Below are 26,473 nucleotides of genomic sequence, written 5' to 3'. Positions count from 1 at the left end.
TCGATCTAGCAATCAAGAAGAAGGAAGAGAAATGGCACCGAAGAAGAAGGTCACGGGTCTGATCAAGCTGCAGATCAAGGCCGGCGCCGCCAACCCCGCACCGCCCATCGGGCCGGCGCTGGGACAGCACGGCGTCAACATCATGGAGTTCTGCAAGGCGTACAACGCCCAGACCGAGGCTCAGCGCGGGAACGTCATCCCCGTCGAGATCACCGTCTACGAGGACCGGACGTTCACGTTCATCCTCAAGACGCCCCCGGCCGCGGAGCTCATCAAGAAGGCCGCCGGAGTCGCCAAGGGCTCGGGCACGCCGCACACGGTCAAGGTCGCGAAGCTCACGATGGACCAGGTCCGCGAGATCGCCGAGCAGAAGCAGGCCGACCTCAACGCCAACGACATCGACGCCGCGGCGAAGATCATCGCCGGCACCGCCCGCTCCATGGGCATCACGGTCGAGGCCTAGCCTCCACCACCCGCGGGTCCCGACCGGGATCCGCTCCAGCATCACGCGGGAGAGCCGGCCAGGCTCACATCAACCGCACTCTCGAATCAGGAGACACGAATGGCGAAGTCAAAGGCCTACCGGGCCGCAGCCGAGAAGATCGATCCCGCCAAGGCGTACACCGCCTCGGAGGCCGTCGAGCTCGCGCGCGAGACCGGTTCCAGCAAGTTCGACAGCACCGTCGAGGTCGCGCTCAAGCTCGGCGTCGACCCCCGCAAGGCAGACCAGATGGTCCGCGGCACCGTCATCCTTCCTCACGGTACCGGCAAGACCGCTCGCGTCATCGTCTTCGCGACGGGCCCCGCGGCCGAGGCGGCCATCGCCGCCGGCGCCGACGAGGTCGGCGGCGACGAGCTCATCGAGAAGGTGGCGGGCGGCTACACGTCGTTCGACTCCGCCGTCTCGACGCCCGAGCTCATGGGCAAGGTCGGTCGTCTCGGCAAGGTGCTCGGCCCGCGTGGCCTCATGCCCAACCCGAAGACCGGCACGGTCACCCCGGACGTCGCGCGCGCGGTGTCCGACATCAAGGGCGGCAAGATCGAGTTCCGCGTCGACAAGCACGCGAACGTCCACTTCGTGGTCGGCAAGGCGAGCTTCTCGCCCGAGCGGCTCTCCGAGAACGTCGGCGCCGCGCTCGAGGAGATCATCCGCCTCAAGCCGTCCTCCTCGAAGGGCCGCTACGTGCAGAAGGCCACGGTCTCCACGACCTTCGGCCCCGGCATCCCGGTGGACGTCAACTCCATCTAGCCCCATCGCGCGAGACGCGCACGCACGACATGCACCACAGGAAGGGCCCGCCTCGGCGGGCCCTTCCGTCGTCTCCGGGGCGCGCGGCTGCCTAGGCTCGTCAGGGTGAGCATCCCGGATCCCGCCGCCGCCCCTGTCCCCGCTGTCCCGTCCTTCCGCGTCGCCGCGCCCGCCGACGCGGAGGAGGTGGCGGACCTCGCCGCCCGCACCTTCGCGCTCGCGTGCCCGCCGACGACGACGGCCGCCGCGATCGCGGAGCACATCCGCACCGTCCTGTCGCCCGCGCGCTTCCGGGCGCACCTCGCGGATCCCACGCACCGGGTCGTGCTCGCGGAGGTCGGGGGCCGCCCGGTCGGCTACACGATGGTCGTCCAGGCTCCCCCCGCGGACGCCGACGTGGCCGGCGCGCTGCGGCTGCGGCCGGAGGTCGAGCTGAGCAAGGTGTACGTCGAGCGGGGGTCGCACGGCGCGGGGCTGGCAGGGCCGCTCATGGCCGAGACGCTGCGGGTCGCGCGCGAGCTCGCGGGGGAGCGAGGGCGGGACGCGGAGGCCGGGATCTGGCTCGGCGTGAACGAGCACAACGCCCGCGCGATCCGCTTCTACGAGCGCAGCGGCTTCCGCATCGTGGGGACGCGGTCGTTCCGGCTCTCGGATGCCGTGGAGACGGATCACGTGATGGAGCAGCCGCTGACCGCGACCGCCTAGGCCGGCAGGGCCGCGGTGCCCGACGTCAGGCCGTCGCCGCCAGGGCCGCCAGGCGCGCGGCAGCGACCCCGGCCGCGTCGCCGTCCGCCGGGGCGACCGGGGCGATCGAGCCGCGCTCGACCACGGGCATCCCCACGAGGCGCTCGCCCGGCTCCGTGTCGCGCAGGACGAGACGCACCGCCTCGCGTCCCATCTCCTCGTGCGGGAGGGCGATGGTCGTGAGGCCGGGCCGCAGGTAGGACGCCAGCTCGTCGTTGTCGAAGCCGACGAGCGAGACGTCGGTGCCGACGCGGATCCCGCGCTCCTGGCACGCCTGGTACGCGCCGAACGCCAGGCGGTCGTTCAAGCAGAGGATCGCGCGCAGGCCGGGAGTCGCGTCCAGGATCGCGCCCGCGGCCTCGTACCCGGCGTCCGGCTCCCATTCCCCGCACGACCGCTCGACCGCGAAGCGCAGCCCGAGCTCGGCCATCTCGGCGCGGATCCCGTGCAGCCGACGCGCCACGGTCTCCGACCGGAAGAGGGTCCTCTCGGTCGCGACGTCGCTGCCGAGGAGCGCGATGCCGTCGGAGTGGCCGGCGGCGGCGAGGAGGTCCACCACGCGGCGTCCGCCCTCCTCCTCGTCCGGCAGCACGGAGCTACCGTGGTGCGGGCTGGTGGCGTTGAGCATCACGACGCGCGTCGAGGCGGGCACGTCGGGGACCACGAGCTCCCGTGCGCGCATGGTGGCGAAGACGATGCCGTCGACCTGGCGGTCGAGCACCGCGGACACGGCCTCGGCCTCCCGCGCCTCCTCGCCGCCGGTCTCGAGCACGAGCACGACGTGACCGGCGCGCTCCGCCTCGACGAGGGCGCCGCGGATGAGGCCGCTCGCGAAGCGCGTGGTGGCGACGACGTCGGAGATGAACCCGATGGTGAGCGACCGGTCGGTGCGGAGGGCCCGGGCGCCCATGTTGGGGCGGTAGCCGAGCTCGGCGGCGGCGGCCAGCACGCGGCGGTGGGACTCCTCGGAGAAGCGCGTCGCGGGCGTGCCGTTGAGGATCTGCGACGCCGCCGTCGGGGACAGGCCGGCGAGCCGGGCCACGTCCGCCAGGGTCGGTCGCTTCTGGCGCATGTGGCGTCCTCCTCCTCGTGAGCGTATCCGGTGATCCGCGGGCCGCGGCGATGCCGGGTTGACACCCGCCGTCGCGGCGCGCATGATCTCCTGCGACGGGTAAATGGATTTACCACCACCCTGTCATACCGCGTGCACCGCCGCCCGCGGCTCCCGCACCGCCCCGCCCCGCATCACCTGACGAAGGAGTCACCGCATGTCCACCATGAGAAGGGCGGGACGCGCGGCAGCGCTCACCGCCGTCGCCGCCGTCTCGGCGCTCGCCCTCGCGAGCTGCGCGCCCGGCAGCGCGCCCGTCGCCTCCGCGCCCGCGGGCGACGTGAGCACCGCGATCCCGACCGACGCCGTCACCATCCGGATCCAGGACGAGACCGGCTTCCCGGTCACGGACGAGCTGACGGCCGAGTTCACGAAGCAGCACCCGAACGTGACGTTCGACATCACGCGCGACAGCTTCCAGAACCTCCTCGCGAACACGCCGCGCCTCCTCGCGAGCGACGACGCCCCGGACCTGATCCGCCTCTCGACGCTCGGCACCACGGTCAAGGACGGGCTCCTCACGAACCTCGACCCCTACTTCGACGCCTACGGCTGGGACCGCTTCCCGGCGGGCCAGCTCGCGGGGGCCCGGATGGACGACCAGGGCGTGCGCGGCGAGGGCTCGCTGTGGCAGTTCGGCATCGGGTACAGCGTCACCGGCATCTACATGAACCAGAAGCTCGCCGACCAGGTGGGCATCACCGAGATGCCGACCACCATGGACGAGCTGGAGGCGGACCTCGCGAAGGCGAAGGACGCGGGCGTGCTCCCCATCCAGACGGGCATGCAGGACGGCGTCGGCACCTTCATCCTCCAGTCGCTGATCAACCAGCAGGGGGACAAGCAGGACCTCGTCGACTGGATGTACAACAAGCCGGGCGCGACCATCCAGACCGACGCGGCGCTCGCGGGCGCCACGCAGTTCCAGGACTGGGCGAAGGCCGGGTACCTCCCGCCGGACGTCAACGCCATCAACTACACGACCATGGTGTCGAACTTCTCGGCCGGCCAGGGGCTGTTCATGTGGGACGGGAACTGGGACGCGGCGAACGTCGAGAAGGCCCTCGGGCAGGGCGGCGCGCAGTTCGGCCTCGTCCCGCCGCTCGAGGCGGGCGGCGAGCACGTCGCGATGGGCACGGGCAACACCTTCGCCATCCCGGCCAAGTCGAAGAACGCCGACGTGGTCGCCGCGTTCCTCAACTGGATCGTGACCGACGAGAAGGCGCGCCAGATCGTGGTCGACGTCACGGGCGCCTCGCCCGGCGGCGACCCGGCCCAGGCGCTGCCCACAGCCCAGGAGGGCAGCCTCATCGCGAAGGCCCTCGAGCTGTCCGCCGAGGTCGGCGACGACGACGGCTTCGTCGACTTCATGGCGAACAGCACCGCCGGGATCTACCAGGGCTCGCTCCAGCCGAACGAGCAGCTGCTGCTCACCGACAAGATGACGCCCGCGGACTTCCTGAAGGCCACGCAGGACTTCTACGAGCAGGACCTCGCCGCACAGTGAGCACCACGGACCGCACCATCCCCGCGGGGGCGACGGCGACCGCCGCCGTCCCCGCGGGGCCGTCCCCGCGCGGCAGCGGGCCCGGGCGCGCGCCCGCGAGGCGCCGCCGGCTCGGCCCCGAGGCCCGCCGGACCGCGACCGTCGGCTGGATCATGCTGCTGCCGGCCGTCGCCGCCTACGGCGCGTTCGTCGTCTGGCCGCTCCTCACCGCGGTGCAGTACTCGTTCTACAAGTGGAACGGGATCGGCGCCTCCACCTTCATCGGGCTCGACAACTACGTGCAGATCTTCACCGACACCCGGCTGCTGACGCCCATCGTCAACGCGCTGGTCCTCGTGGTCTTCTTCATGGTGATCCCCATCACCGCCGGCCTCGCGCTCGCCACGCTCCTGCGCGGCATGAAGCCCGGACCGTTCGCGTCGATCTCGCGCACCATCCTGTTCCTGCCGCAGATCGTGCCGCTCGTCGCGGCCGGCATTGCGTGGTCGTGGATGTACGCGCAGTCCGGCACCATCAACTCCATCCTCGACGCGGTGGGGCTCGGCTTCCTGTCGCGCTCCTGGCTCGCCGACTTCGGCACGGCGCTGCCCGCGGTCGGGCTCATCGGATCCTGGGTGCTCACGGGCCTCTGCACCGTGCTGCTGCTCACGGGCATGGGCAAGATCGACGGCTCGCTCTACGAGGCCGTGCGGCTCGACGGCGCCGGCTTCCTCCGCGAGTTCGTCACCATCACCCTGCCAGGCCTCCGGCAGGAGATCGCGGTGCTCGTGACCATCACGGTCATCGCCGCCCTGAGCACGTTCGACATCATCTACACGACCACCAAGGGCGGGCCGGGCACCACGACGCTCGTGCCCGGCATCGAGATCTTCCGGCTCGCGTTCGTGCAGAGCCAGGTGGGCCTCGCGTCCGCGTTCGGCGTGGTGCTGCTCGTGTTCGTGCTGCTGCTCGTGCTCCCCGTCCAACGACTCTCGAGGGAGCGCGACTGATGATCGTCAACCGCACCGAGCTCGTCGTGGGCCGCATCCTCCTGATCGCGGTCCTCGTGCTCACCCTGCTGCCCTTCGCCAGCATGCTCACCGCCGCGCTGCAGTCGCCCGACTCGCTGCCGAACGGCTTCTCCTGGCCGACGCCCGCCTACTGGGAGAACTTCGTCACGGCGTTCACGGTCGGGAACATCGGCACGCTGATGCTCTCGAGCCTGTTCATCGTCGTGATGGTCGTGCCCGTCAGCCTCGTCTGCGCGACGCTCGCCGGCTACTCGCTCGGGAACCTCCGGGTCCCCGGCGGGAAGTACGTGCTCGTCGCCATGATCATCGGGCTGACCATACCGTTCGAGGCGATCATCATCCCGCTCTACTACCAGATGACCGGGTTCGGCCTGATCAACACCAGGTGGGCGGTCATCCTCCCGCTCATCGGGCTGTACATGCCGTTCAGCGTGTTCTGGATGCGCGCCCACTTCGTGGGCGTGCCGCGGGAGCTGTCGGAGGCCGCGCGCGTGGACGGCGCGAGCATCTGGCAGGAGTTCCGGAGCATCCAGCTGCCGCTCGCGCGACCGGCGCTCTCGGCGCTCGGGATCCTGCTGTTCCTCTGGACCTGGAACCAGTTCCTGCTGCCGCTCGTGATGATCGACGACCCGAGCGAGCGCACCATGGCCGGGGCGCTCGGCGCGTTCCAGGGCCAGTACATCGACGCGCTGCCGCTGCTGTTCGCGGCGTCGCTCATCGTGATGCTGCCCACGGTGATCGTGTACGTCATCTTCCAGCGGCAGTTCATCGCGGCCCTGCTGCAGGGCGCGGTGAAGGGCTGATGGCGTTCGCGCTGCCCGGGCTCTGGGTCTGGGACTCGTGGATCGCCGTCGACGGCGACACGACGCACCTCTTCTACCTGCACGCGCCGACCGCGCTCGGGGATCCGGACCTCCGGCACCGGAACGCCGCCGTGGGCCACGCGACCTCGACCGACCTCGTCACGTGGACCGACCACGGCGTCGTGCTCGAGCACGGGCAGGTCGGGTCGCCGGACGCGTCCGCGACGTGGACGGGGAGCGTCGTGCGCGACCCGTCGGGCCTCTGGCGCATGGCGTACACGGGCTCGGTCTTCCTCCGGGACGACGCCGGCGTGAACGTGGAGACCGTGCTGCAGGCGACCTCGACCGACCTGCACCGGTGGGAGAAGGCGAGCGTGTCCGCGCTGTCGGCCGACCCGCGCTGGTACGAGACGCTCGCCGACGGCACGTGGCGCGAGGAGGCGTGGCGGGATCCGTGGATCGAGCCGGACCCCGCGGGCGACGGCTGGCGCATGCTCGTCACGGCGCGGTCGCGGGCCGCCGCGCCGGGTGCGGGGGCGGATCCGCTCGACCGCGGCGTCGTGGGGCACGCCGTCTCGCGCGACCTCGTGACGTGGACCGCCGCGGCGCCGCTCAGCGCGCCCGGCGCCGGGTTCGCGCACCTCGAGGTGCTGCAGGTCGCGGAGGTGGACGGCCGCCGGGTGCTCGTGTTCTCGTGCGCGGGATCCGACCTCGCGGGTGCGCGCGCCGGGCAGGAGGGCGGAGTCTTCGCGCTGCCGCTCGACGACGACCAGCCGTTCGGCCGTCCCGTCGACATCGGGCGCGCCCGGCTCCTGCACGGCGCGGGGCTGTACGCCGCGCGCATCGTGCGGACGCCGTCGGGCCCGGCGCTCCTCGGCTTCGAGGACGCCGGCGCTGACGGCGCGTTCGTCGGCCGCATACCGGATCCGGTGCCCGTGCGCTGGGACGCGGCCGGGCACCTGGTCGCGACGCCCGCCGGGTCCGCGTCGTGAGCACCGCGGACCCGGGGACGCGCGTCGACGGCGTGGTCGGCTGGGTCGCGCCCGGTTTCGAGGGCGTGCGGCGGGCCTTCGCGGACGCTGTCGCGTCCGACGTCGGCACGGGCGCCGCCCTCTCCATCCGGCACCGCGGCGACGTGGTGGTGGACCTCGCGGGCGGCGTCGCCGACGATGTGACCGGCCGCGCGTGGGGGCTCGACACCCCGAGCGTGCTGTTCTCCGCGACCAAGGGGGTCATGTCGATCCTGGTCGCGCGCCTCGTGCAGGAGGGGCGGCTCCGCTACGACCAGCCGCTCGCCGAGCTGTGGCCGGAGTACGCGCAGGCGGGCAAGGCGGGCACCCGGGTCGCGGACGCGCTCGCGCACCGGGCCGGGCTCGCCGCGCCGCGCGGGGACTGGACGCTCGCCGACCTCGTCGACTGGGATCGCGCGACCGCGCTCGTCGCGGCGGAGGAGCCGCGGTGGGACCCCGGCACCGCCTGGGCCTACCACGCCATCACGCACGGCTGGCTGACGGGCGAGATCGTGCGGAGGGTCACCGGCCTGATGCCGGGCGCGTCGTTCCGGGAGCTCGCGACCGGGCCGCTGGGCGTGGACGCCTGGATCGGTATCCCGCCCGAGGTCGGCGACCGCGTCGCGCGCATGCACGTGGGCACGACGCTGCGGCAGCTCACCTCCCGGCAGCGGGCGGAGGTGGCGGCCGGCGGATCCGACCTGCCGCTGCGGGCGCTCACCCTCGGCGGCGCGCTGCCCCTGGAGCTCGTGGGCGACGACGCGGGCTTCTCCCGCGCGGACGTCCAGGCCGCGGAGATCCCGGGCGCCGGGGGGATCGGCACCGCCCACGCGCTCGCCGCCGTCTGGTCGGCCGTGGTCGTGGAGACCGCGGGCGTGCGGCTGCTCGACGACGACACGATCCGCCTCGCCACCCGTCCCGTCTCCGGCGGCGACGAGCCGCCCGCGTTCGACGTGCCGGCGCCGTGGCCGCGCTGGGGCATGGGCTTCCAGCTCGACTCGGCCGCGCGCCTCTACCTCGGATCCGGCAGCCTCGGCCACGACGGCGCCGGCGGCCAGGTCGCGTTCGCCGACGTCGAGCACCGGGTCGGCTTCGCGTTCCTCACCAACCGGATGGAGGCCGACGACGACCGCGGGACCCGGATCGTCGACGCGCTGCGGGTGGCGCTGGGCGGATGAGCGCGGGCGCGCGGGGCTGGCGCAGGTCAGCCCCGCGCCACGTTCAGCACGACCTTGCCCCGGGCGTGCCCGCTCTCCATGTGGCGGTGCGCCTCGGCGGCGTCCTCCAGGTCGAAGACCTCGTCGACGTAGACCTTGATGTCGCCCGACTCCAGGAGCCGGGAGATCACCGCGAGCTTCTGCCCGTCGGGCGCGACCTCGTAGTGGGTGGCGCGCACGCCGACCGCCGCGGCGTCCTGCACGAGCGTCGGCCAGCCGCGCACCGGCGCGCTGACCAGGAGGCCGCCGCGGCGGAGGACCTGCAGCGAGCGGGTGCCGGTGTCGTCGGTGCAGTTGCCGACCAGGTCGATCACCACGTCCACGTCGGCGAGCACGTCCTCGAAGCGCACCTGCGTGCGGTCGATGACCTCGTCGGCGCCGAGCTCCGCCAGCCAGTCCACGTTGCGGGGCGATCCCGTCGCGACGACCCGCGCGCCGAAGTGGCGCGCGAACTGCACCGCGAAGTGGCCGACGCCGCCGGCCCCCGCGTGGATCAGGACGACCTGGCCCTCGTGCGCCCGGCCGATGTCGACGACCATGCCCCACGCCGTGAGGGCGCTCACCGGCGTCGCCGCGGCCTCGACGTGCGAGAGCCGGGCGGGCTTCCGGGCGAGGCTGACGCTGGGGACGGCGATGTAGGGGGCGTAGCTGCCGGGCATCCGCGGCACCATCGCGAGGCCGAACACCTCGTCGCCCGGATGCAGCGCGTGGTCCTCGTAGGGCGACTCGACGACGACGCCGCTGAAGTCGCGGCCGAGCACCGCGGGAAGACTGGCGAGCGTCGGGCCGCCGGGCTCGCCCGCGCGCAGCCGCAGGTCGATGGGGTTGACGCCCGCGGCGACGACCTTCACGAGCACCTCCGAGTCGAGGCGGTGCGGCACCGGGACGTCGGCGACGTGGAGCACGTCGGGCCCGCCGGTCTCCGTGACGACGACCGCGCGCATGGTCTCCCCGTGGGGCGCGAGGGCGATGGCGGCGGCCGCCCGATCCCGCTCGGCCTCCGCGGCGACGCCGGCTCTGGACTGGATGACCTGGCTCATCGTGCGACCCCTCCTCGGAACGAAGCGGCATGGTGGATCCCACCCGGCCCCCGCTCGTCCAGTGAAGTCGCCGCGTGAGTCGGGCGTGTTTCCGCGGTGTTCCCCGGGCGAGAAGAATGCCGAGGGCACTCGTCGATGGCGGGGGGCCGCGCGCGGCGCCCTCGCATCGGGCCGGGCAGTGCGGCCGGCGCGGCTCAGGCCAGGCCGCGGGCTCCCGCCGGCGCGTTCGCCATCCGCACGATGAGCGCGATGAGGTCGTTCGCGCGCGCCACGAGCGCGGCGATCTCGGCCTCGTCGCGGTCGATCCACTTCCACTTCGGGATGTCGTGCACGGGCACGAAGTCCACGTGCTGCTCCCACACGATGAGGGAGCGCTCGGCGCCGAGCACGTACTGCTGCCACCAGATCTGCCGCAGGTAGTTGCGGGGGATGCTGCGCCACGGCTTCGCGGTCGTCTTGATCTCCGCGAGCTCGAGCCGCCCGTCGGCGCGCAGGCCCACGCCGTCGGGGGTGGCGAGGTGGCGGCGCTGCCCCTCCGCGTGGAACAGGTGCGCGCTCGGGACGATGCCGTGCTCGGCCTCGACCCAGCGGGCGATCTCGGGCTCGCGCTCCCGGCCGTGGTCGGTGTAGCGGTTGCCGCCGAAGCCGGATCCGTAGAGCTTCTCGAGCGCGACGGCCTGCAGCGACGCGTCGGTCGCGAGGCGCGCGACGTCGGTCGCGGTGATGCCGAAGCTGCGGGCGCGGAGCCACGCGACGCGATCCGACGAGTGGGCGACGATGCGCGTCAGGTGCGGCGGGGGAGGAGGCGGCGCGGGGGCCGCGGGGGCGAGGTCGTCCTCCCAGGGGAAGGCCAGCATCTCGTCCGTCACGGGCTCCAGGGTACGCGTCGGATCTGGCACGGGCCGCCTCGACGCGGGCGGATCGTGCCGTCCCGAGCACGCGTTGTCAACAGGTGATGCGCATCTGCCCCGGGCACGGAAGATCGTGCTAGAAAGGCGTCGTCCCACCCACCCAGAGGAAGGAACGGCAATGTCACTGCTCATGGAGACGGCGGCCACGGCCCCGCTGCGCACCACCGCGACCGGGGTCGCCCCCGCGTCCGGAGGCGACGACGCGTCCGACGCGCTGCTGGCGGAGGCCTTCGGCTTCACCATCACGCACCGCGGCGCGGAGGAGGAGCTCGTGATGGGCGATGTCACCCTGTGCTGCAGCACGACGTGCTCGTCGAGCGGCAACGGCCGGCAGCAGCAGCGCTGATCGCCTCCGCATGGATTCGTCGACCACGTACTCGGTGAGTCCCCGCTACGCCGTCGGGGAGGTGGAGGACACCCTCCACCTCCTCGGCGGTCGCGAGCTGGTCTCCCTGCAGCTGCCCTCGGGCGATGCCGTCTCCGCGGTGTCGCGCCTCCTCTCCCGCCCCTTCACCCGCGCGGACCTCGACCGGGCGTTCGCCGCGCACGCCCCCGCCGTGGCGCACCTCGTCGACGAGCTCGTGCTGCGCGACGTCGTGGTCGGCGCGCCGACGGGCTCCGCGGGATCCGTCCCCGACGAGCTCGCGCACGTGCTCGACGAGGCGCGGCGCAACGGCGGCGACCGCACCGCGCTCGGGCCCGTCCGCGACCCGGCGTCGCCCGCGCGGGTGGCGCTCGTGGGCGACATGATCCCGTCGCTGCTCACGGGCCTCGCGGAGGCGCTCCCCTCGGCCGAGCTCGGCGACGAGGACGACGCCGACCTGGTCATCGCGGTCGGCTCCCGGCGCGTCCTCCGCGATGTGGGGGCGCGCATGCACGCCGCCGGGCGTTCGTGGCTCCCCGTGCACCCGTTCGACGGCCGGTTCCAGCTCGTCGGGCCGGTCGTCGTCCCCGGCGAGGGGCCGTGCCTCGAATGCGTCGCGCTGCGCTGGGCGTCGACCACGCCGTTCGCCGCGGACCACGCCGCGGCGGCCGACGCGGTCGCCGTGGTGTCGCGCGACCCGAGCCTCGACGCCATCACGGCCGGGTTCGCCGCGCGCTACGCCGCACGGTGGATTTACGCCCACGACTGGCTCGTCGCCAGCACCGTGCTCGTCATCGAGCCGAAGGTCATGGAGGCGGAGGCGCACGCCGTGTTCCGCGTGGCGCGCTGCGGCACGTGCGGTCCGCGCCCCTACGCCGGCGTGGCCTCGCCGTGGCGGGCATGAGCCGCGGCGGCGCGGGCGTCGTCAGCCCGTACACGGGGCTCGTGGAGCACGCGCATCCCATGGCCTTCACGCCCGACGCCATCCCGGACGCGCTCTACTCGGGCCGCTCCGCGGACACGGGGTTCCTCACCGGCACGGAGTCCGAGCGCTTCAGCATGGGGCCGGGCGGGTCCCGGATGGAGGCGCGCCGCTCCTGCATCGGCGAGGCGGTCGAGCGCATGTCGCTCGCGGGCGCGCCCGGCGGATTCCGTGCGCCACTCGGCGCCGACGCCCGCCAGGTGGGGCCGGACGCGTTCCAGCGCTTCCACCCGACGCAGCGCGAGGATCCGGCCTTCCACTACGAGCGCGCCCAGCCGGGCGACCTCCTCACCTGGATGCCGGCGCGGTCCCTGCACCGGGGCGACGCGGTGCACGTGCCCGCGCAGCTCGTGGTGTTCGACGACCCGCACCGGGCCGACGGGCACCGGGAGCCGCATGTGGAGCCGGCCACCTCGTCCGGCGTCGCGGCGGGGCCGCACTTCGGGTTCGCCGCGGGCCGCGCCGTGCTGGAGCTCATCGAGCGCGATGCGTTCCAGCGCATGTGGCTGCGCGGATCCACGCCCCCGGCCTTCGACTGGCGCGGCAGTCCCCGGCTGGCCGCCGCGACGCTCCGCGAGCTCGAGCGCCTGGAGGAGCTGTGCGGCCGGTTCGGGGCGTCGTTCTCGGTGCGCGTGCTGGACGCGGCGGCCGACGTGCCCGTGCTGCTCGCGGTCATGCGCAGCGACCGCATCGGCGTCGCGGTGGGCTGCGCCGCCGACTTCCGGCTCGACCGGGCGATCCTCAACGCGCTCCGCGAGGCGCTGCACACGCACAACTGGTGCCTGCGGCTGCTCGCGGAGCCGACGATCGACCCCGCCGACGTGGTCGAGTTCGAGGACCACATCCGGCTGCACTGCCGCCCGTCGGCGCGCCCCCTCACGGCCGCGCTCGACGCCTCGGACGAGCGCATCGCGGCCGTCGGCGGCCCGGCCAGCTGGGCGGAGGTCGTCGCCGGGCTCGACCGGGAGGGCATCGAGGTGCTGCTCGCCGACATCACGGCGCCCGAGGTGCGCGCGGCCGGCTTCCACGTGGTGCGCGCGCTCAGCCCCGACCTCGTGGCGCTCGACGTGGTGCACGCCGCCCGGTTCCTCGGGCACCCGCGCCTCTACCGGCGGTGGCGCGACGGGCCCGCGATCGACGGGCCCGCCGACCTCGTCGCCGTCCCGCACCCGTTCCCGTGACGGCCGGCGCCGCCCGTCCGCGTCCCCGCCGCCGTCCCACTGCCCGCCGCACCAGGAGGATCCCATGAGCACCATCGAGACCGACTCCGCCCCCGACCGGGCGGAGGCCCCGACGGGTCCGTCCGCGGGGGCGGATCCCGGCGCACCCGCGTCCGCCCGCTCCCTCGGGAGCGTCGGGCCGATCTTCAGCGTCGGGGGCGCCGTCGACCGGCCCGCGGGCGACCCCGCCGAGGACTTCCACGAGGCGTCGAAGATCACGCGGATCACCCACCCCGGCTGGACCGACGTGCGGTACGCCCACCAGATGGCGCAGGAGGCGCAGGGCGTCACGGACGCCGGGCCGGGCGGGGCCACCTCCGCGCCGCGGCTCCTCCCGGCGCTGCCGCTCCCGAGCGCGCTCCCGCTGCGGCACGAGCTGGGCGCGACGCTGGCGGCGCGCCGGTCGGCCGAGCCGCGCACGCTCGGGCGGCCGGTCGAGCTGGCCGAGCTCTCCACGGTGCTGCGCCTCGCCTACGGACCGCGCGGCGACGGCACGCCGGGGCGCTTCGTGCCCTCGGGCGGCGGGCTGTACCCGCTCGACCTGCACGTGGTCGCGCGGTCGGTGGTGGGGCTGGCGCCGGGGATCCACCAGCTCGACCCGCTGGAGGAGACGCTCGTCGACGTGTCCGGGCTCGACCGGGACGGGCGGCTCGCGCGCTTCCGTCGCGCCGCGCCGTCGCTCATGGCGCCGATCCCGGAGACGGCGGCGGTCACCATCGTCATCACGGGCAGCTTCGAGCGCTCGCGCTGCAAGTACGGGCTCCGCGGCTACCGGCTCACGCTGCTCGAGGCGGGGCACGTGGGGCAGAACGCGCTCCTGGTCGCGACCGCGCTGGGGCTGCCGGTGCTGGGCTGGGTCGGGTTCGTCGACCACGAGCTCGACGCGGTGCTCGGGCTCGACGGGGTGACGCAATCGTCCCTCTACGCGATCTCGTTCGGCGGTGCGGAGCCCGGTGCGCGGCGCTTCGCCGAGGAGGAGGCATCCCATGACTGACGCGGTGGAGCTCGACGGGATCACCCGCACCTTCGGGCGCACGCGCGCCCTCGATGCCGCGACGTTCTCCCTCGCGCCGGGGCTCGTGCACGCGCTGCTCGGGCCGAACGGATCCGGCAAGACCACGGCCATCGACGTGCTCACCGCCACCCGGCGCCCGGACGCAGGCCGGGCGCGCGTGCTCGGCCACGACGTGCGGCGCGGCGGGCCCACGGCGGCGCTGGTGGCCGTGATGCCGCAGGCGCTCGCGTTCCCCGAGTACCTCACGGTGCGCGAGGTGCTGGCGCTCGCCCTCGTGCCGCACGCCGCCGCGCTCACGCCGGCCGCCGCGATCGACCGGTTCGACCTCGACCGCCTCGCGTCGCGCCAGACCGGGGGTCTGAGCGGCGGCGAGCGACGGCGGGTCGCGCTCGCGTGCGTGGTGGGCGCGGGGACGCCCGTGGTGGTGCTCGACGAGCCCTCCGCGGCGCTCGACATCCCGGGCCGGGCCGCCGTGCGCGACGCCATCGTCGCGGTGCGCGACTCCGGGCGCACCGTGCTCCTCGCGTCGCACGACATGGAGGAGGTCGCGGCGCTCGCCGACACCGTCGTCTGCCTCGACCACGGGCGGGTCGTCGGCCACTGGACCGCCGCCGACTTCCGGGGTCTCGCCGGCGTGCGGCGGGTCGGATTCGACGCGAACGCCGCCGAGGCGCGGCGCCTGCGGTCGTCCGGCGCGGTGCCCGAGGCGGGGGAGGAGCCCCGCGGCCTCGAGCGGATCCGGTGGGTCATCGACACCGACCGCTCCGACGTCGTCGCCGGGCTGGTGCTCGCCGCCGTGCCGCAGCCCCGCCTCACGGTCGTGGAGCCGGGGCTCGGCGAGATCGTGGAGCGCGTGCTGGCAGGTGGCGCGGACGCCATCCCCGGCGATCCGTCGCGCACCGAGGATCGCGCGGGATGCGCCCGATGACCGCCGCGCCGATCCCGGTCCGCCCCACCGCGGCCCGCCGGTTCCCCATCTACCGCGCCCACGTCGTCAGCGAGCTCGCGCAGAACGCGCGCATGCCGGCGTTCGTGCTCCCGCTCCTCGCGTACCCCGTGCTCATCTACGCGGTCGTCGGACTGCCGCAGGGCGGTCCGCCGAGCGCGCGGCTGAGCGTCCTGCTCGGCTACGTGCTGTTCTCGGTGCTCGGCACGGTGACGTTCCAGTTCGGCGTCGGCGTCGCGTCGGCCCGGGAGTCGCCGTGGGAGCGGTGGCTGTTCACGGCGCCGGTGCCCGCGTGGATCCGGCTCGCCGCCAAGCTCACGGTCGCGTGCGTCTTCGGCGTCGTGTTCGTGATCCCGGTGGTCGCGGTCGGGATCCTCGTGGGCGGCGTCCGGGTGGACGCGGCCACCCTCGGCGCCGTCGCGCTCGCCGTGCTGGCCGGCGCCGTGCCGATGGCGCTGCTCGGCCTCGCGATGGGCTACTGGTTCCCCGCCCGCGGCGCGCTCGGCCTCGCCAACCTCGTGTACCTGCCGCTGTCCTTCGCGGGCGGCCTGTTCACGGGCGGCGATACGAGCGGCACGCCCTGGGCGTCGCTCACGGTGCTGCTGCCGACCGGCGCGTGGAGCACGCTCACGAGCGCCGCCGCCCGGCAGGACACGGCGGCGATGGGGATCCCGCTCATCCTCCTCGCGGCGTGGGCGGTGCTCCTCGGCGGCATCACGCTCGCGGGCTACCAGCGCACCCAGTCGGCGAACTTTCGCTGACGGCCACCCGGGAGCGGGCGCGGCCCGGTGTGTAGCGTGGATCCCGCGCGCCGTCACCGGGCCGCGCCACCGCACCGTCACCGTCGACGAGAGGGAACCATGCCCCAGATCACCACGCCCGTAGCGCTCTTCACCGGCCAGTGGGCCGACCTGCCGCTGGAGGAGGTGGCCCGGCTCGCGAGCGGCTGGGGGTTCGACGCCCTCGAGATCGCCTGCTCCGCCGAGCACCTCGACGTGTGGCGCGCGGCCGAGGACCCGGCCTACCTCCGCGGTCGCCTCGAGATCCTCGAGCGCCACGGCCTCCAGGTGCACGCCCTCTCGCAGCACCTCACCGGCCAGGCCGTGTGCGACGACCCCATCGACTTCCGGCACCAGGCGATCCTGCGCTCCAAGGTATGGGGCGACGGCCAGGCCGAGGGCGTGCGCCAGCGCGCGGCGCAGGAGCTGAAGCTGACGGCGAAGGCGGCCGCGGGGCTCGGGGTCACGCGCGTGACCGGATTCACCGGATCCCGCATCTGGCCGTACGTCGCCATGTTCCCGCCCGTGCCCGAGTCGGTCATCGACGCCGGCTACCAGGACTTCGCCGACCGCTGGAACCCGATCATCGACGTGTTCGACGACGCGGGCGTGCAGTACGCGCTCGAGGTGCACCCGAGCGAGATCGCCTACGACCACTGGACCACCCGCCGCACGCTCGAGGCCATCGGGCACCGCCCGGGCTTCGGCCTCAACTGGGATCCGAGCCACATGATGTGGCAGGGCATCGACCCGGTGGGCTTCCTCCTCGACTTCGCCGACCGGATCTACCACGTGCACGCCAAGGACACCCGGGTCACGTCGGACGGCCGCGGCGGCCGCCTCGGCTCCCACCTCCCGTGGGGCCACCCGCGCCGCGGCTGGGACTTCGTCTCGGTCGGCCACGGTGACGTGCCCTTCGAGCGCGCCTTCCGGGCGCTCCGCAGCATCGGCTACGACGGACCCGTCTCGGTCGAGTGGGAGGATGCGGGGATGGACCGCATGCACGGAGCCCCCGACGCCCTCGCGCAGGTGCGCTCCCTCCTCTGGCCGACGCCGGACAGCCTCTTCGACTCGGCGTTCGCCAACAACCGCGACGACGCGCAGGGAGCCGCCCCTGCCGACGGCACCGCCGGATCCACCGCGTGACGCTGCGCGACGGCCAGCTGGCCCGCCTCCTCGTCGTCGACGTGGAGACGGGCGCCGAGCGCATGGTCGCCGAGTCGGCCGTGCTGCACATCGAGGCGCCGAACTGGACGCCCGACGGACGCTGGCTCGTCGTCAACGCGGAGGGCGGGCTCTGGCGGCTGCCGGCGCCTCTCGCCGAGGAGCCGGATCCGGACCTCCCCGAGCCCGCGGTCGACTTCCATGCGGTCGACCTCGGCGGCGTGCCGCCCATCAACAACGACCACGTCTTCTCGCCCGACGGCGCGCACGTGTACGTCTCCGGCCGCGACGGCCACCTGTACAGCGTGCTCTGGAACGACGGCGCGGGCGGCGAGGGGCGGCGGATCACGGCCGACCGGGATCCGGCGCTCGGCTTCAAGAACTACCTGCACGGCGTCTCGCCCGACGGCTCGACGCTCAGCGTCATCGGCGGCCAGCTCGACGCGCGCGGCGAGTGGACCACGAACATCCACCTCGTGCCCGTGGACGGCGGCCCCACGACGCAGCTCACCGACGACGGCTTCCCCGACGACGGTGCCGAGTTCTCGCCCGACGGCGGCTGGCTCTACTTCAACTCCGAGCGCGGATCCGACCTGCCGGGCCACGCGCAGCTGTTCACGATGCGCATCGACGGCTCCGACACGCACCAGTTCACCGCCGACGAGCGCGTCAACTGGTTCCCGCACCCGTCACCGGACGGCGAGCACATCGTCTACCTCAGCTTCCCGCCCGGCACGCTCGGGCATCCGGCCGACCACGACGTGATCCTCCGCGTCATCGACCGGCAGAGCCACCGCACGCGCGACCTCGCGGCGTTCCCCGGCGGCCAGGGCACCATCAACGTCACGAGCTGGGCGCCCGACTCGCGCCGGTTCGCCTACGTCGCGTACCCGTTCGAGGCGCCGAGCCTGACCTGACCCGGCGGGGCGCACGATCCGCGGAGCGTAGGCGCAGGCATTTCCCCGGTATGGGGAGATCCTGCATGGGATCATGGGGGCGTCCGCGCGCCACCTAGCCGTTCCGATTCCCGTCGGCCTCATCACCGGAGACCCCCGTGAACATCACCACGACCACCTGGCTCATCACGATCGCGGTCACCATCGCGTTCTTCGTCTACGAGTTCTTCACCCACGTGCGCAAGCCGCACGAGCCCACCATCGGCGAGTCCGCCCGCTGGTCGGCCTTCTACATCGGCCTCGCCCTGATCTTCGGCGTCGGCATCGGCTTCACGAGCGGCTGGGGCTACGGCGGCGAGTACTTCGCCGGCTACCTCACCGAGAAGGCCCTGTCGATCGACAACCTGTTCGTGTTCCTGCTGATCATGACCGGGTTCGCCGTGCCCCGGAAGTACCAGCAGAAGGTGCTGATGATCGGCATCGTCATCGCGCTGATCATGCGCGCCGGCTTCATCGCGCTCGGCGCCGCCCTCATCGAGAACTTCTCCTGGGTCTTCTACATCTTCGGCGCGCTGCTGTTCGTGCTCGCGTACCAGCAGCTGAAGGGCGACCACGGCGGCAACGCGGCGGACAACATGTTCGTGCGCATCGCCCGCCGGATCCTCCCCGTCCACGACGAGTTCGTCGGCGACCGCTTCACCACCAAGATCGACGGCAAGCGCTTCGTCACGCCGCTGCTGCTCTGCGTCATCGCGATCGGCTTCGTCGACCTGGTGTTCGCGCTCGACTCGATCCCCGCGATCTACGGCCTCACGAACGAGGCGTACATCGTGTTCACCGCGAACGCCTTCGCGCTGATGGGCCTCCGCCAGCTGTACTTCCTCATCGGCGGGCTGCTCGAGCGCCTCGTGTACCTGTCGCAGGGCCTCGCGGTGATCCTCGCGTTCATCGGCCTCAAGCTCGTGCTGCACGCGATGCACGTCAACGAGCTGCCCTTCATCAACGGCGGCGAGCCGATGCTGTGGGCGCCCGAGATCCCGATCTGGTTCTCGCTCCTCTTCATCGGCGCGACCATCACGGTCGCCACCGTCGCGAGCCTCGCGAAGACCCGCGGCGACAAGCAGAAGAAGGACCGCGCGAGCGTCGACGGCGAGACCGTCACGCGCGCGACGGAGGACAAGCACTAGCTCCCGCACCCGCACGACACGACGGGCCCGGCGCACCATGCGCCGGGCCCGTCATCGTCCGCAAATGACGCTTAGGCAGGTGGGGCTTGAGGCCGGTGGGCAGTTGCGCTTCAATCAGCGATGAAAATCGGGGCTAGGCTTGCATTGTTGGAATGGAGTCGTCGGATGCAATTTGTTAGAAGAAAGATGCAAGCAAAAGCTAGTGACAAAGCGCAGCGAGCCGGTGGAGGAAAGGAATCGCTGAAGCTGCCTCCCTTCCTATTGAGTTTGGTAATAGTATTCGCCCTGGCGACGGCCTTGCTGTGGGGTATCTTCGTTGCGTATGGGCGCTTAGCTGGTAACGATATCTCGCTTTTTGATCCGGCGATTGACTCCATCGAGACTGCTGATTTATACGACATTGTGCGCTCCGCGGTAACTACTGCCGGCGTGTTCGCCGGCGTGTTTGCTATCGTGTACTCATATCGAAAACAGAGAGTGCAAGAGGCTGCTAGTACTCGAGAAGATGACGCACAGCTCGCCGACCGGTATAAAAGTGCGGCGGAGCAGCTGGGTCACGAAAAGGAGTCCGTGCGCTTCGCCGGCATCTATGCCCTGTCCAGATTGGCTGATGACTGGGCGGAGCAGCGTCAAGAGTGCATAGATGTTCTATGCGCGTATTTGCGTCTCCCCGAACCTTCTGATCCAGACGGCCGGGCGAGGGAGGCGGTTCTGCGTCGAGCCGTGCTGACTCAGATCGCGGCGCACACGACGCCTAATGCTCGAGGCCAGGGCCTTTGGAGCGGTATGCGATTTGACTTGTCCGGAGCGTCTCTCCCAAGATTTAGCTTCCGGCAGTGTGTTTTTAAGGAGTTTATTCTAGACGACGCTCGCATTGTGGGTGAATTTGAATTTGAGCAATGTCGCGTAAAATCTCGTCTTAGTCTTCGCTCGACGCGCATCTCGGACAATCTAAGATTAGGCGTGAGGGGCAAAGGCGCGACCATTTTTGCTTGGGATGCCCACATCGAGCCCGGTGCAAAATTGTGGCTGACGGAAACTCCGCAAGAAAGCACGGCCGAGGATTTTCCGAGATTTGTTTTCGGTAACGGATACGTAGCAGACTCGGCTGAGCTTCGTATTGAAATCGGCTCGGGGACAAAAGCAAAACAGTTCGATTTTTGGGGTACGAGGGTTGCGGGCCGCCTTGCGCTCTACGGAACCGGTCAAGGCTGTCAAGACGGTGCCATACGTCTTAGAGACGTCGTCACTGAGGGGAGCGGCATGGTAGGTATGCAAGTCGAGTTGTTTGAGGCTCAAGGTGTGGTCAAGCCGCTTCCGACGACCCTTAAGGCCCACATAGGAACATTCAGTGTTGGAGAGTGGGAGGTTGTCGAAGATGACTAGACAGCGATAAGTGCCATAGGGGCCTGCCTGACCTCAAATCCAGCGCACCTGATCGGCGCTCCACTTGGCGGGATCCGTGCCAAGGGACGGGCCCGGCGCACCACGCGCCGGGTTCGTCGTCGTCCAGGAGCGTTCGGCGGACCGGTCCGACGGCGCGGGTCTGACGCGGCAGCGCGCATCGGCTCCTGAAGGCGCGTGCTCGACGCGGCGGTCCGCACTGGTTCCGCCCGTGCGCTGCCCGCTCGCCGTGAGCGTGGACCTGGCAGCATCGGCCGGTGCCCGACGATCCCGACGCCCTGACCCGTGCCCGCCTCCTCTGGGCCGACGACCGTCGGACGGACGCGCTCGCCCTCCTCAAGGAGCGGGTGCGCGCGGATCCCACGGACGGGGCCGCCCGACTCGCCCTCGCCGAGCTGTACCGTGAGCTCATCGCGCCTGACCAGGCCGGTCGGTGGGGCATCGTCGTCCCCGGCTGGACGACGGAGGTCGAGCGCAATCGGCTGGCCCGGATGATCGCGCACTCGGGGATTGGGGATCACGAGATCCCGGCCTTCCTGGCGCTGCCGCCGGATACCGCGCTGCCGGAGGAACTCGAGGCGCTCGCTCCGGCGATCACCGATCACCGCGCGCACTTCGCCGACCCCGCCCGGATGACGCGCCGCGAGCGGAAGGCCGCGCGCTACCGGCTGCCGGGGCCCCATCCGCACGTCGTCGAGGACTTGGCGCGGGAGCTGTCGGTGGCGGTGGCGGAGGAGGGACTGAAGGCCGTGGGGTGGATCCTCGGGGTCGTCTTCGGCCTGGGCCTCCTGGCGGTGTGGGTGGTCGCGCTGGTGGGCGGACCGGCGGCGGCGCTCGCGCGCTGGACGGGCATCGCCGTGGTCGGGACGCTCGTGGTCATCTGCATCGGGTGCGCCTACGGGGCGCGTGCCGCACGGCGGCTCGAGCGCCGCGTGGACCCGGAGCTCGGCGACGTGGACGTGAGCTCGTGGATCATCGGCGCGATCTTGATCGCGCTCGTCCTGTACGCCCTCATCGCGGAGGGCCTGCGCAGCGGGGCGCTGATCCTGTCCTGATCCGCTACAGCGGAAGCCGGCCCATGGCCGCCTCATGGCCGCTTCATAGGAACATCCGCATGATGGATCCCGTGACCACCACCCCGCCCTCCGGCTTCCAGCCCGCCGCCGCCCCGCAGCCCCGCCTCACGCGCGCCGACGGATCGCCCATCCGGGTGCTCGTCGTCGACGACGAGGCGTCCCTCACCGACCTGCTCCAGATGGCGCTGCGCTACGAGGGCTGGCAGATCCGCACGGCCGAGAACGGGCACCAGGCGCTCGCCGCCGCGCGCGAGTTCAAGCCCGACGCCGTGGTGCTCGACATCATGCTGCCCGACCTCGACGGGCTCCAGGTGCTGTCACGGCTGCGGGCCGACGCCGAGGACATCCCCGTCCTCTTCCTCACCGCGAAGGACTCGCTCGACGACCGGCTCGCCGGCCTCACCGCGGGCGGCGACGACTACGTGACGAAGCCGTTCAGCCTGGAGGAGGTCGTGGCCCGGCTGCGCGGCCTCATCCGCCGCTCGACGCTCGTGGTGAGCGACAGCGTCGACCCGGTGATCCGCGTCGGCGACCTCACGCTCGACGAGGACAGCCACGAGGTCGCGCGCGCCGGCGACCCCATCGAGCTCACCGCCACCGAGTTCGAGCTGCTGCGCTACCTGATGCGGAACCCGCGCCGCGTGCTGAGCAAGCTGCAGATCCTCGACCGGGTGTGGAGCTACGACTTCGGCGGCAAGTCGAGCGTGGTCGAGATCTACATCTCCTACCTGCGCCGCAAGATCGATGCCGGGCGGAACCCGATGATCCACACGGTGCGCGGCAGCGGCTACATGCTCAAGGCCGCGGAGTGACCCAGCCGCAGGCCGCCACGCCGCCGGGCACGACGCCGCTGCGCGCCACACCGCTGCGGGCCCGGCTCACCGCCGCCGCGCGCGGCATGACCCTCCGTCGCCGCCTCGTGCTCAGCGTGGTGGGGCTGCTGGCGCTCGCGAGCATCCTCATCGGCACGGTGAGCATCCTCGCGCTGCGGGCGTCGCTCGTGCAGCAGGTCGACCAGCAGCTGCAGGCCACCGCGGCGCGCTCCTCGAACCTCATCGACCGGGACGCGGATCAGTACGGCAGCTTCCCCGGCGCCCCTCCCGGCGGGCTCGGCGCGTTCGGGCAGCAGGTCGGCACGATCAGCGCGACCATCGTCGACGGCGTGGTCTCGGGCGGCTACATCGCCGACCGCGATGCGGCAGAGGGCGAGCCGGGCGGCGCGGGCGCGGTGGAGCTGACGCAGGTGCAGAGCCAGCAGCTGCGGAGCGTGCCCACCGACGGGATCCCCCGCACGGTCGACCTCGGCGGCGCGCTCGGCCGCTATCGGCTCGTCGGTGACACCGCGGCCACCGGCGCGACCCTCGTCACCGGCCTGCCGATGAAGCCCGCCGACGACGTGGTCGAGCAGCTCATCGTCGTGATCACGGTGGTCGCCGCCCTCACGCTGGCCCTCGCCGCGGTGCTCGGCGCCGTCATCGTGCGCCGCGCGCTGCGGCCGCTGGACCGGGTCGTCGACACGGCGACCCACGTGGCCGCGCTCGAGCTGGACCGCGGCGACGTCGCGCTCGAGGCGCGCGTGCCCGCATCCGACACCGACGAGCGCACCGAGGTCGGCCGCGTGGGCGCCGCGCTCAACGGCCTGCTCGGGCACGTCTCCGCGGCGCTGTCATCGCGGCAGGCGAGCGAGGCGAAGGTGCGGCGATTCGTGTCGGACGCGAGCCACGAGCTGCGCACGCCGCTCGCCTCCATCCGCGGCTACGCCGAGCTCACGCGTCGCGGGCCCCACCAGCTGCCCGAGGACGTGACGCACTCGCTGTCGCGCATCGAGTCGGAGTCGGTGCGCATGACCACGATCGTCGAGGACCTCCTGCTCCTCGCGCGGCTCGACGAGGGGCGCGAGCTCGAGTCGGATCCGGTCGACCTCACGCGCATCCTCCTCGACACGGTCGGCGACGCGAGCGCCGCGGGCCCGGATCACGACTGGGACCTCGACCTGCCCGAGGACTCCGTGACCGTCCCCGGCGACGACGCCCGGCTCCGCCAGGTGGTCGTCAACCTGCTCGCGAACGCCCGCACGCACACGCCGGCGGGGACGCGCGTCGTCGCGTCGCTCGCGGTCGAGGGCGCGGGGCCGGATGCGCACGCCGTCATCCGCGTGACCGACGACGGCCCCGGCATCCCGCCCGATCTGCAGGCCTCCCTGTTCGAGCGCTTCGTGCGCGGCGACGGATCCCGCGCGCGCTCCACCGGCGGCACGGGCCTCGGCCTCGCGATCGCGCAGGCGATCGTGTCGGCGCACCACGGCGCGGTCTGGGTCGAGTCGGAGCCGGGACGCACCGTGTTCGGGGTGCGGCTGCCGGTGGCGCGGCGCGCGGTGGATTCGCGCTCCGAGTCGGGCGCGCCCGCGGGATCCGCGTCCGATCGCTGGGCGCCGCCGTCGGGCGCACCCGTTGCGGATCGTCCGGGGCCGGTCGGCGGCAGCTGACATGGATCCCGTCCGCCGCCTCATGTTCTGGCTGCGCGTGCCGTTCGTCGCGGACGCCGCGCTCGTCGTCATCGGGATCGCGCTCATCGTCGGCGGCGACGGGGTCGGCTGGTGGGTGCTCGTGTTCGCCGGGCTGCGCGCGGTGGTCGGCGTGGTGGCGATCGTGTGGATCGCGCCGCGGATGATCGCGCGGCTCACCCGCGGCGCCGAGCTGCCCGGCGCCGAGCCGGCCGCCCCGGACGCGGGGGACGCTCGTCGCTAGGCTGGACACCTGATCCGGGCGCCCGTGCCGCGGATCGAGAGGGTCGTCACCGTGAGCGCAGAGCCAGTCACCGCCGAGTCCGTGGAGCCCGCAGCCGGCATCCGCGTGCGACGCGCGCGCACCGGCGACGTGCCGCGCATCCAGCAGCTCGTCGAGCCGCTCGTGATGGAGGGCATCCTCCTCGGCAAGGACCTCGTGGTGCTCTACGAGAACGTGCAGGAGTTCCGGGTCGCGGTCGACGCGTCCGGCGAGGTCGTCGGCTGCGGCGCCCTGCACGTGATGTGGGAGGACCTCGGCGAGATCCGCACCCTCGCGGCCGCCCCGCACACGCGCGGCACCGGCGTCGGCCACGCGATCCTCGAGCGCCTCGAGGACGACGCCCGCGAGCTCGGCCTCAGCCGCCTGTTCTGCCTGACCTTCGAGGTCGGCTTCTTCTCCCGCCACGGGTACCACGAGGTGGCGGAGTCGATCATCGCGCAGGAGATCTACTACGAGATGCTCCGCTCGCACGACGAGGGCATCGCCGAGTTCCTCGACCTCTCGCGCGTGAAGCCGAACACCCTCGGCAACACGCGCATGCTCAAGGCGCTCTGAGCGGATCCGCCCACTGGCGCCCGCGGGCGGTGTCGCTCGACCTGGAGGGACGCGGCCGGCGGGCGCGCCGACCCGCCCGGGCGGGCACCCGACCGTAGCCTGTGGTCATGTCCTCGACCTCGCCCGGAGGCCGCCCGTCCGCGGCCGTGTACCGCCGTCGCCGTCTGCTCGCGCTGCTCGTCGTGGTGGCCGTGATCGCCGTCGTCGTGATCATCGTCTCCAACCTCGGTCGCGGCTCGGCCGACACCGCGGCTCCCGGCGCGACGCCCAGCGCGGACGCCGCCCCCGACGGCGACTCGGGCGACGCCGCCGCGGAGACCGCCCCCGATCCCACCCCGAGCGTCACCGCCAGCGCCGGCACGGAGACGAACGCCGACGGATCCTGCGCCGCGGGCCAGCTGACCGTCACCCCCGTCACCGACGCCGCGTCCTACAAGGCGGGCGTGCTGCCCAAGCTCTCGTTCACCGTGACGAACACGGGCATGGAGCCCTGCACCGCGAACCTCGGGACGACCACGCAGGTGTTCACGATCTCGAGCGGATCCGACGTCTACTGGAAGTCGACCGACTGCCAGACGGGCGCGGAGGACGCCGAGGTCGAGCTCGCCGCGCGGACCCCGCAGACGTCGTCGCCGTTCGAGTGGTCGCGCCAGCGGTCGTCCACCACCACGTGCCAGGAGAAGCAGCGTCCGGCCGTGCCCGCGGGCGGCGCGACCTACACGCTGTCGGTCGAGGTCGCTGGCGTGAAGAGCGCAGCGCCCAAGTCGTTCCTGCTCTACTGACGCGCGCAGCGGTCGGCGCCCATGTGCGCACATGAGCACGATTCCCAATTGGATGCATCCATTGCAATCCATGCATGCGTCTGTCATCCTGATGTCCCACCGACCGAAGGACGCATCATGACCGACACCACCGAGACCCACGCCGAGCACACCGTCGCCGAGCACCAGCACGGCACCGACTGCGGTCACGAGACCGTCACGCACGAGGACCACGTGGACTACGTCCACGACGGCCACAAGCACGCCGAGCACGGCGACCACTACGACGAGCACTGATCCGACGCGCGACGACGCGCGAGGATCGACACGGGGACCGGGCCACGAGGGCCGGTCCCCGTCGTCGTCTCCCGCCCGGACGCCCGCTCCCGTGCCCATAGGATCGACGAGATGACCTACCCACCCGCCGGCTTCGAGCAGGCAGCGGACCTCTTCAAGGCGCTGTCCTCGCCGTCGCGCCTCGGTCTCATCGGGCTGCTGGCGTCGCGGAAGATGAGCGTGTCGGAGCTGGTCGCCGAGTCGGGGCTCTCGCAGCCGCTCGTCTCGCAGCACCTGCGCGTGCTGCGGTCGTCCGGGCTCGTGACCGTGGAGCGCGACGGCCGCATCGCCCGCTACGAGGTGGCGGACACGCACGTGACGCACGTGGTGGACGACGCCGTAGCGCATGTGCGCGAGCACGCGGCCGGATCCGTCGGCGCCGTCTGACCCGCATCCCGGC

Annotated in this window: 29 protein-coding genes; 26 read left to right on the top strand and 3 right to left on the bottom strand. The window is 72.4% G+C overall.

All coding sequences use genetic code 11. The features are described 5' to 3' along the window. Window positions 1-31: 31 nt before the first annotated feature. From rplK to JOE38_RS09305, 3 genes are all read left to right on the top strand, one after another. Entirely contained in the window at window positions 32-463 is a 432-nt protein-coding gene (gene rplK, locus JOE38_RS09315; RefSeq protein WP_012039476.1) for a 50S ribosomal protein L11, read from the top strand. Between the two features lie 99 nt (window positions 464-562). Then, entirely contained in the window at window positions 563-1,249 is a 687-nt protein-coding gene (gene rplA / locus JOE38_RS09310) for a 50S ribosomal protein L1 (RefSeq protein WP_204575940.1), read from the top strand. 105 nt (window positions 1,250-1,354) lie between these two features. Further along, the gene (locus JOE38_RS09305) at window positions 1,355-1,954 is read left to right on the top strand and encodes a GNAT family N-acetyltransferase (protein WP_204575939.1); all 600 of its coding nucleotides are present in this window, start codon (window positions 1,355-1,357) and stop codon (window positions 1,952-1,954) included. A gap of 25 nt (window positions 1,955-1,979) precedes the next feature. On the opposite strand, the gene JOE38_RS09300 is transcribed toward JOE38_RS09305, so the two are convergent. After that, window positions 1,980-3,065: a LacI family DNA-binding transcriptional regulator gene (locus tag JOE38_RS09300; protein WP_204575938.1), complete on the bottom strand. Its 1,086-nt coding sequence runs from the start codon at window positions 3,063-3,065 to the stop codon at window positions 1,980-1,982. 196 nt (window positions 3,066-3,261) lie between these two features. Here JOE38_RS09300 and JOE38_RS09295 point away from each other — a divergent pair, with 196 nt between their 5' ends. From JOE38_RS09295 to JOE38_RS09275, 5 genes are read left to right on the top strand one after another with little or no spacing between them, the layout of a single operon-like run. Next, window positions 3,262-4,611 carry an ABC transporter substrate-binding protein gene (locus JOE38_RS09295; protein ID WP_204575937.1) on the top strand — a complete coding sequence of 450 codons (1,350 nt, stop codon included), beginning with the start codon at window positions 3,262-3,264 and terminating at the stop codon, window positions 4,609-4,611. Beyond that, entirely contained in the window at window positions 4,608-5,600 is a 993-nt protein-coding gene (locus tag JOE38_RS09290) for a carbohydrate ABC transporter permease (RefSeq protein WP_204575936.1), read from the top strand. The genes JOE38_RS09295 and JOE38_RS09290 overlap by 4 nt, the downstream gene beginning before the upstream one ends. Continuing rightward, on the top strand, window positions 5,600-6,424 hold the full coding sequence (locus JOE38_RS09285; protein ID WP_012039470.1) for a carbohydrate ABC transporter permease: 825 nt from the start codon (window positions 5,600-5,602) through the stop codon (window positions 6,422-6,424). The genes JOE38_RS09290 and JOE38_RS09285 overlap by 1 nt, the downstream gene beginning before the upstream one ends. Further along, window positions 6,424-7,416 carry a glycosyl hydrolase family 32 gene (locus JOE38_RS09280; RefSeq protein ID WP_204575934.1) on the top strand — a complete coding sequence of 331 codons (993 nt, stop codon included), beginning with the start codon at window positions 6,424-6,426 and terminating at the stop codon, window positions 7,414-7,416. The genes JOE38_RS09285 and JOE38_RS09280 overlap by 1 nt, the downstream gene beginning before the upstream one ends. After that, window positions 7,413-8,612, top strand: a complete 1,200-nt coding sequence (locus JOE38_RS09275; protein WP_204575932.1) for a serine hydrolase domain-containing protein — start codon at window positions 7,413-7,415, stop codon at window positions 8,610-8,612. The genes JOE38_RS09280 and JOE38_RS09275 overlap by 4 nt, the downstream gene beginning before the upstream one ends. Before the next feature lie 26 nt (window positions 8,613-8,638). Here the strand turns inward: JOE38_RS09275 and JOE38_RS09270 are convergent, their stop codons facing one another. Then, window positions 8,639-9,595: an NADP-dependent oxidoreductase gene (locus tag JOE38_RS09270; RefSeq protein ID WP_204577165.1), complete on the bottom strand. Its 957-nt coding sequence runs from the start codon at window positions 9,593-9,595 to the stop codon at window positions 8,639-8,641. A 290-nt stretch (window positions 9,596-9,885) separates the two neighbouring features. Then, the gene (locus JOE38_RS09265) at window positions 9,886-10,548 is read right to left on the bottom strand and encodes a YqaJ viral recombinase family protein (protein WP_012039466.1); all 663 of its coding nucleotides are present in this window, start codon (window positions 10,546-10,548) and stop codon (window positions 9,886-9,888) included. A 172-nt stretch (window positions 10,549-10,720) separates the two neighbouring features. Between JOE38_RS09265 and JOE38_RS09260 the strand changes: the two genes are divergently transcribed. The 18 genes from JOE38_RS09260 to JOE38_RS09175 all read left to right on the top strand — a co-directional run bounded on the left by JOE38_RS09260 (window position 10,721) and on the right by JOE38_RS09175 (window position 26,460). Then, window positions 10,721-10,948 (top strand): hypothetical protein, encoded by a 228-nt coding sequence (locus JOE38_RS09260; RefSeq protein WP_204575929.1) that lies wholly within the window; start codon window positions 10,721-10,723, stop codon window positions 10,946-10,948. A 10-nt stretch (window positions 10,949-10,958) separates the two neighbouring features. Continuing rightward, window positions 10,959-11,870 (top strand): TOMM precursor leader peptide-binding protein, encoded by a 912-nt coding sequence (locus JOE38_RS09255; protein ID WP_204575927.1) that lies wholly within the window; start codon window positions 10,959-10,961, stop codon window positions 11,868-11,870. Next, window positions 11,867-13,129, top strand: a complete 1,263-nt coding sequence (locus JOE38_RS09250; RefSeq protein ID WP_204575924.1) for a YcaO-like family protein — start codon at window positions 11,867-11,869, stop codon at window positions 13,127-13,129. Before JOE38_RS09255 ends, JOE38_RS09250 begins: the two co-directional genes overlap by 4 nt. A gap of 64 nt (window positions 13,130-13,193) precedes the next feature. Beyond that, window positions 13,194-14,162, top strand: a complete 969-nt coding sequence (locus JOE38_RS09245; RefSeq protein ID WP_204575922.1) for a SagB/ThcOx family dehydrogenase — start codon at window positions 13,194-13,196, stop codon at window positions 14,160-14,162. Further along, a complete protein-coding gene (locus JOE38_RS09240) occupies window positions 14,155-15,111 on the top strand; it encodes an ABC transporter ATP-binding protein (protein ID WP_204575919.1) in 957 nt (318 codons plus the stop codon). The genes JOE38_RS09245 and JOE38_RS09240 overlap by 8 nt, the downstream gene beginning before the upstream one ends. Continuing rightward, the gene (locus JOE38_RS09235) at window positions 15,099-15,890 is read left to right on the top strand and encodes an ABC transporter permease (RefSeq protein ID WP_239544794.1); all 792 of its coding nucleotides are present in this window, start codon (window positions 15,099-15,101) and stop codon (window positions 15,888-15,890) included. The genes JOE38_RS09240 and JOE38_RS09235 overlap by 13 nt, the downstream gene beginning before the upstream one ends. A 99-nt stretch (window positions 15,891-15,989) precedes the next feature. Continuing rightward, entirely contained in the window at window positions 15,990-17,054 is a 1,065-nt protein-coding gene (locus JOE38_RS09230) for a sugar phosphate isomerase/epimerase family protein (RefSeq protein ID WP_204575916.1), read from the top strand. Continuing rightward, entirely contained in the window at window positions 17,051-17,989 is a 939-nt protein-coding gene (locus tag JOE38_RS09225) for a PD40 domain-containing protein (protein ID WP_204575914.1), read from the top strand. The genes JOE38_RS09230 and JOE38_RS09225 overlap by 4 nt, the downstream gene beginning before the upstream one ends. 137 nt (window positions 17,990-18,126) lie before the next feature. Next, window positions 18,127-19,155 carry a TerC family protein gene (locus tag JOE38_RS09220; RefSeq protein WP_204575912.1) on the top strand — a complete coding sequence of 343 codons (1,029 nt, stop codon included), beginning with the start codon at window positions 18,127-18,129 and terminating at the stop codon, window positions 19,153-19,155. 165 nt (window positions 19,156-19,320) lie between these two features. Continuing rightward, on the top strand, window positions 19,321-20,541 hold the full coding sequence (locus tag JOE38_RS09215; RefSeq protein ID WP_204575911.1) for a hypothetical protein: 1,221 nt from the start codon (window positions 19,321-19,323) through the stop codon (window positions 20,539-20,541). A 275-nt stretch (window positions 20,542-20,816) separates the two neighbouring features. Then, window positions 20,817-21,614, top strand: coding sequence for a tetratricopeptide repeat protein (locus JOE38_RS09210; protein WP_204575910.1), 798 nt, complete (start codon window positions 20,817-20,819; stop codon window positions 21,612-21,614). A gap of 59 nt (window positions 21,615-21,673) precedes the next feature. Beyond that, a complete protein-coding gene (locus JOE38_RS09205; RefSeq protein WP_012039455.1) occupies window positions 21,674-22,447 on the top strand; it encodes a response regulator transcription factor in 774 nt (257 codons plus the stop codon). 86 nt (window positions 22,448-22,533) lie between these two features. Continuing rightward, window positions 22,534-24,120, top strand: coding sequence for a sensor histidine kinase (locus tag JOE38_RS09200; protein WP_204577163.1), 1,587 nt, complete (start codon window positions 22,534-22,536; stop codon window positions 24,118-24,120). Window position 24,121: 1 nt separating this feature from the next. Continuing rightward, a complete protein-coding gene (locus JOE38_RS09195) occupies window positions 24,122-24,382 on the top strand; it encodes a hypothetical protein (protein WP_204575909.1) in 261 nt (86 codons plus the stop codon). A 51-nt stretch (window positions 24,383-24,433) separates the two neighbouring features. Next, entirely contained in the window at window positions 24,434-24,976 is a 543-nt protein-coding gene (locus tag JOE38_RS09190; protein WP_204575908.1) for an amino-acid N-acetyltransferase, read from the top strand. A 107-nt stretch (window positions 24,977-25,083) separates the two neighbouring features. Continuing rightward, a complete protein-coding gene (locus JOE38_RS09185) occupies window positions 25,084-25,758 on the top strand; it encodes a hypothetical protein (RefSeq protein ID WP_204575907.1) in 675 nt (224 codons plus the stop codon). A 117-nt stretch (window positions 25,759-25,875) separates the two neighbouring features. Next, the gene (locus tag JOE38_RS09180) at window positions 25,876-26,034 is read left to right on the top strand and encodes a hypothetical protein (RefSeq protein WP_012039450.1); all 159 of its coding nucleotides are present in this window, start codon (window positions 25,876-25,878) and stop codon (window positions 26,032-26,034) included. A gap of 111 nt (window positions 26,035-26,145) precedes the next feature. Beyond that, window positions 26,146-26,460: an ArsR/SmtB family transcription factor gene (locus tag JOE38_RS09175; protein WP_204575906.1), complete on the top strand. Its 315-nt coding sequence runs from the start codon at window positions 26,146-26,148 to the stop codon at window positions 26,458-26,460. Window positions 26,461-26,473 lie beyond the last annotated feature (13 nt).

Source organism: Clavibacter michiganensis, assembly GCF_016907085.1.
In the GTDB taxonomy this organism is placed as follows: Bacteria; Actinomycetota; Actinomycetes; order Actinomycetales; family Microbacteriaceae; genus Clavibacter; species Clavibacter michiganensis_O.
Note: the sequence above shows the minus strand (reverse complement) of the source record. Positions and strands in the feature narration are given on the sequence as shown.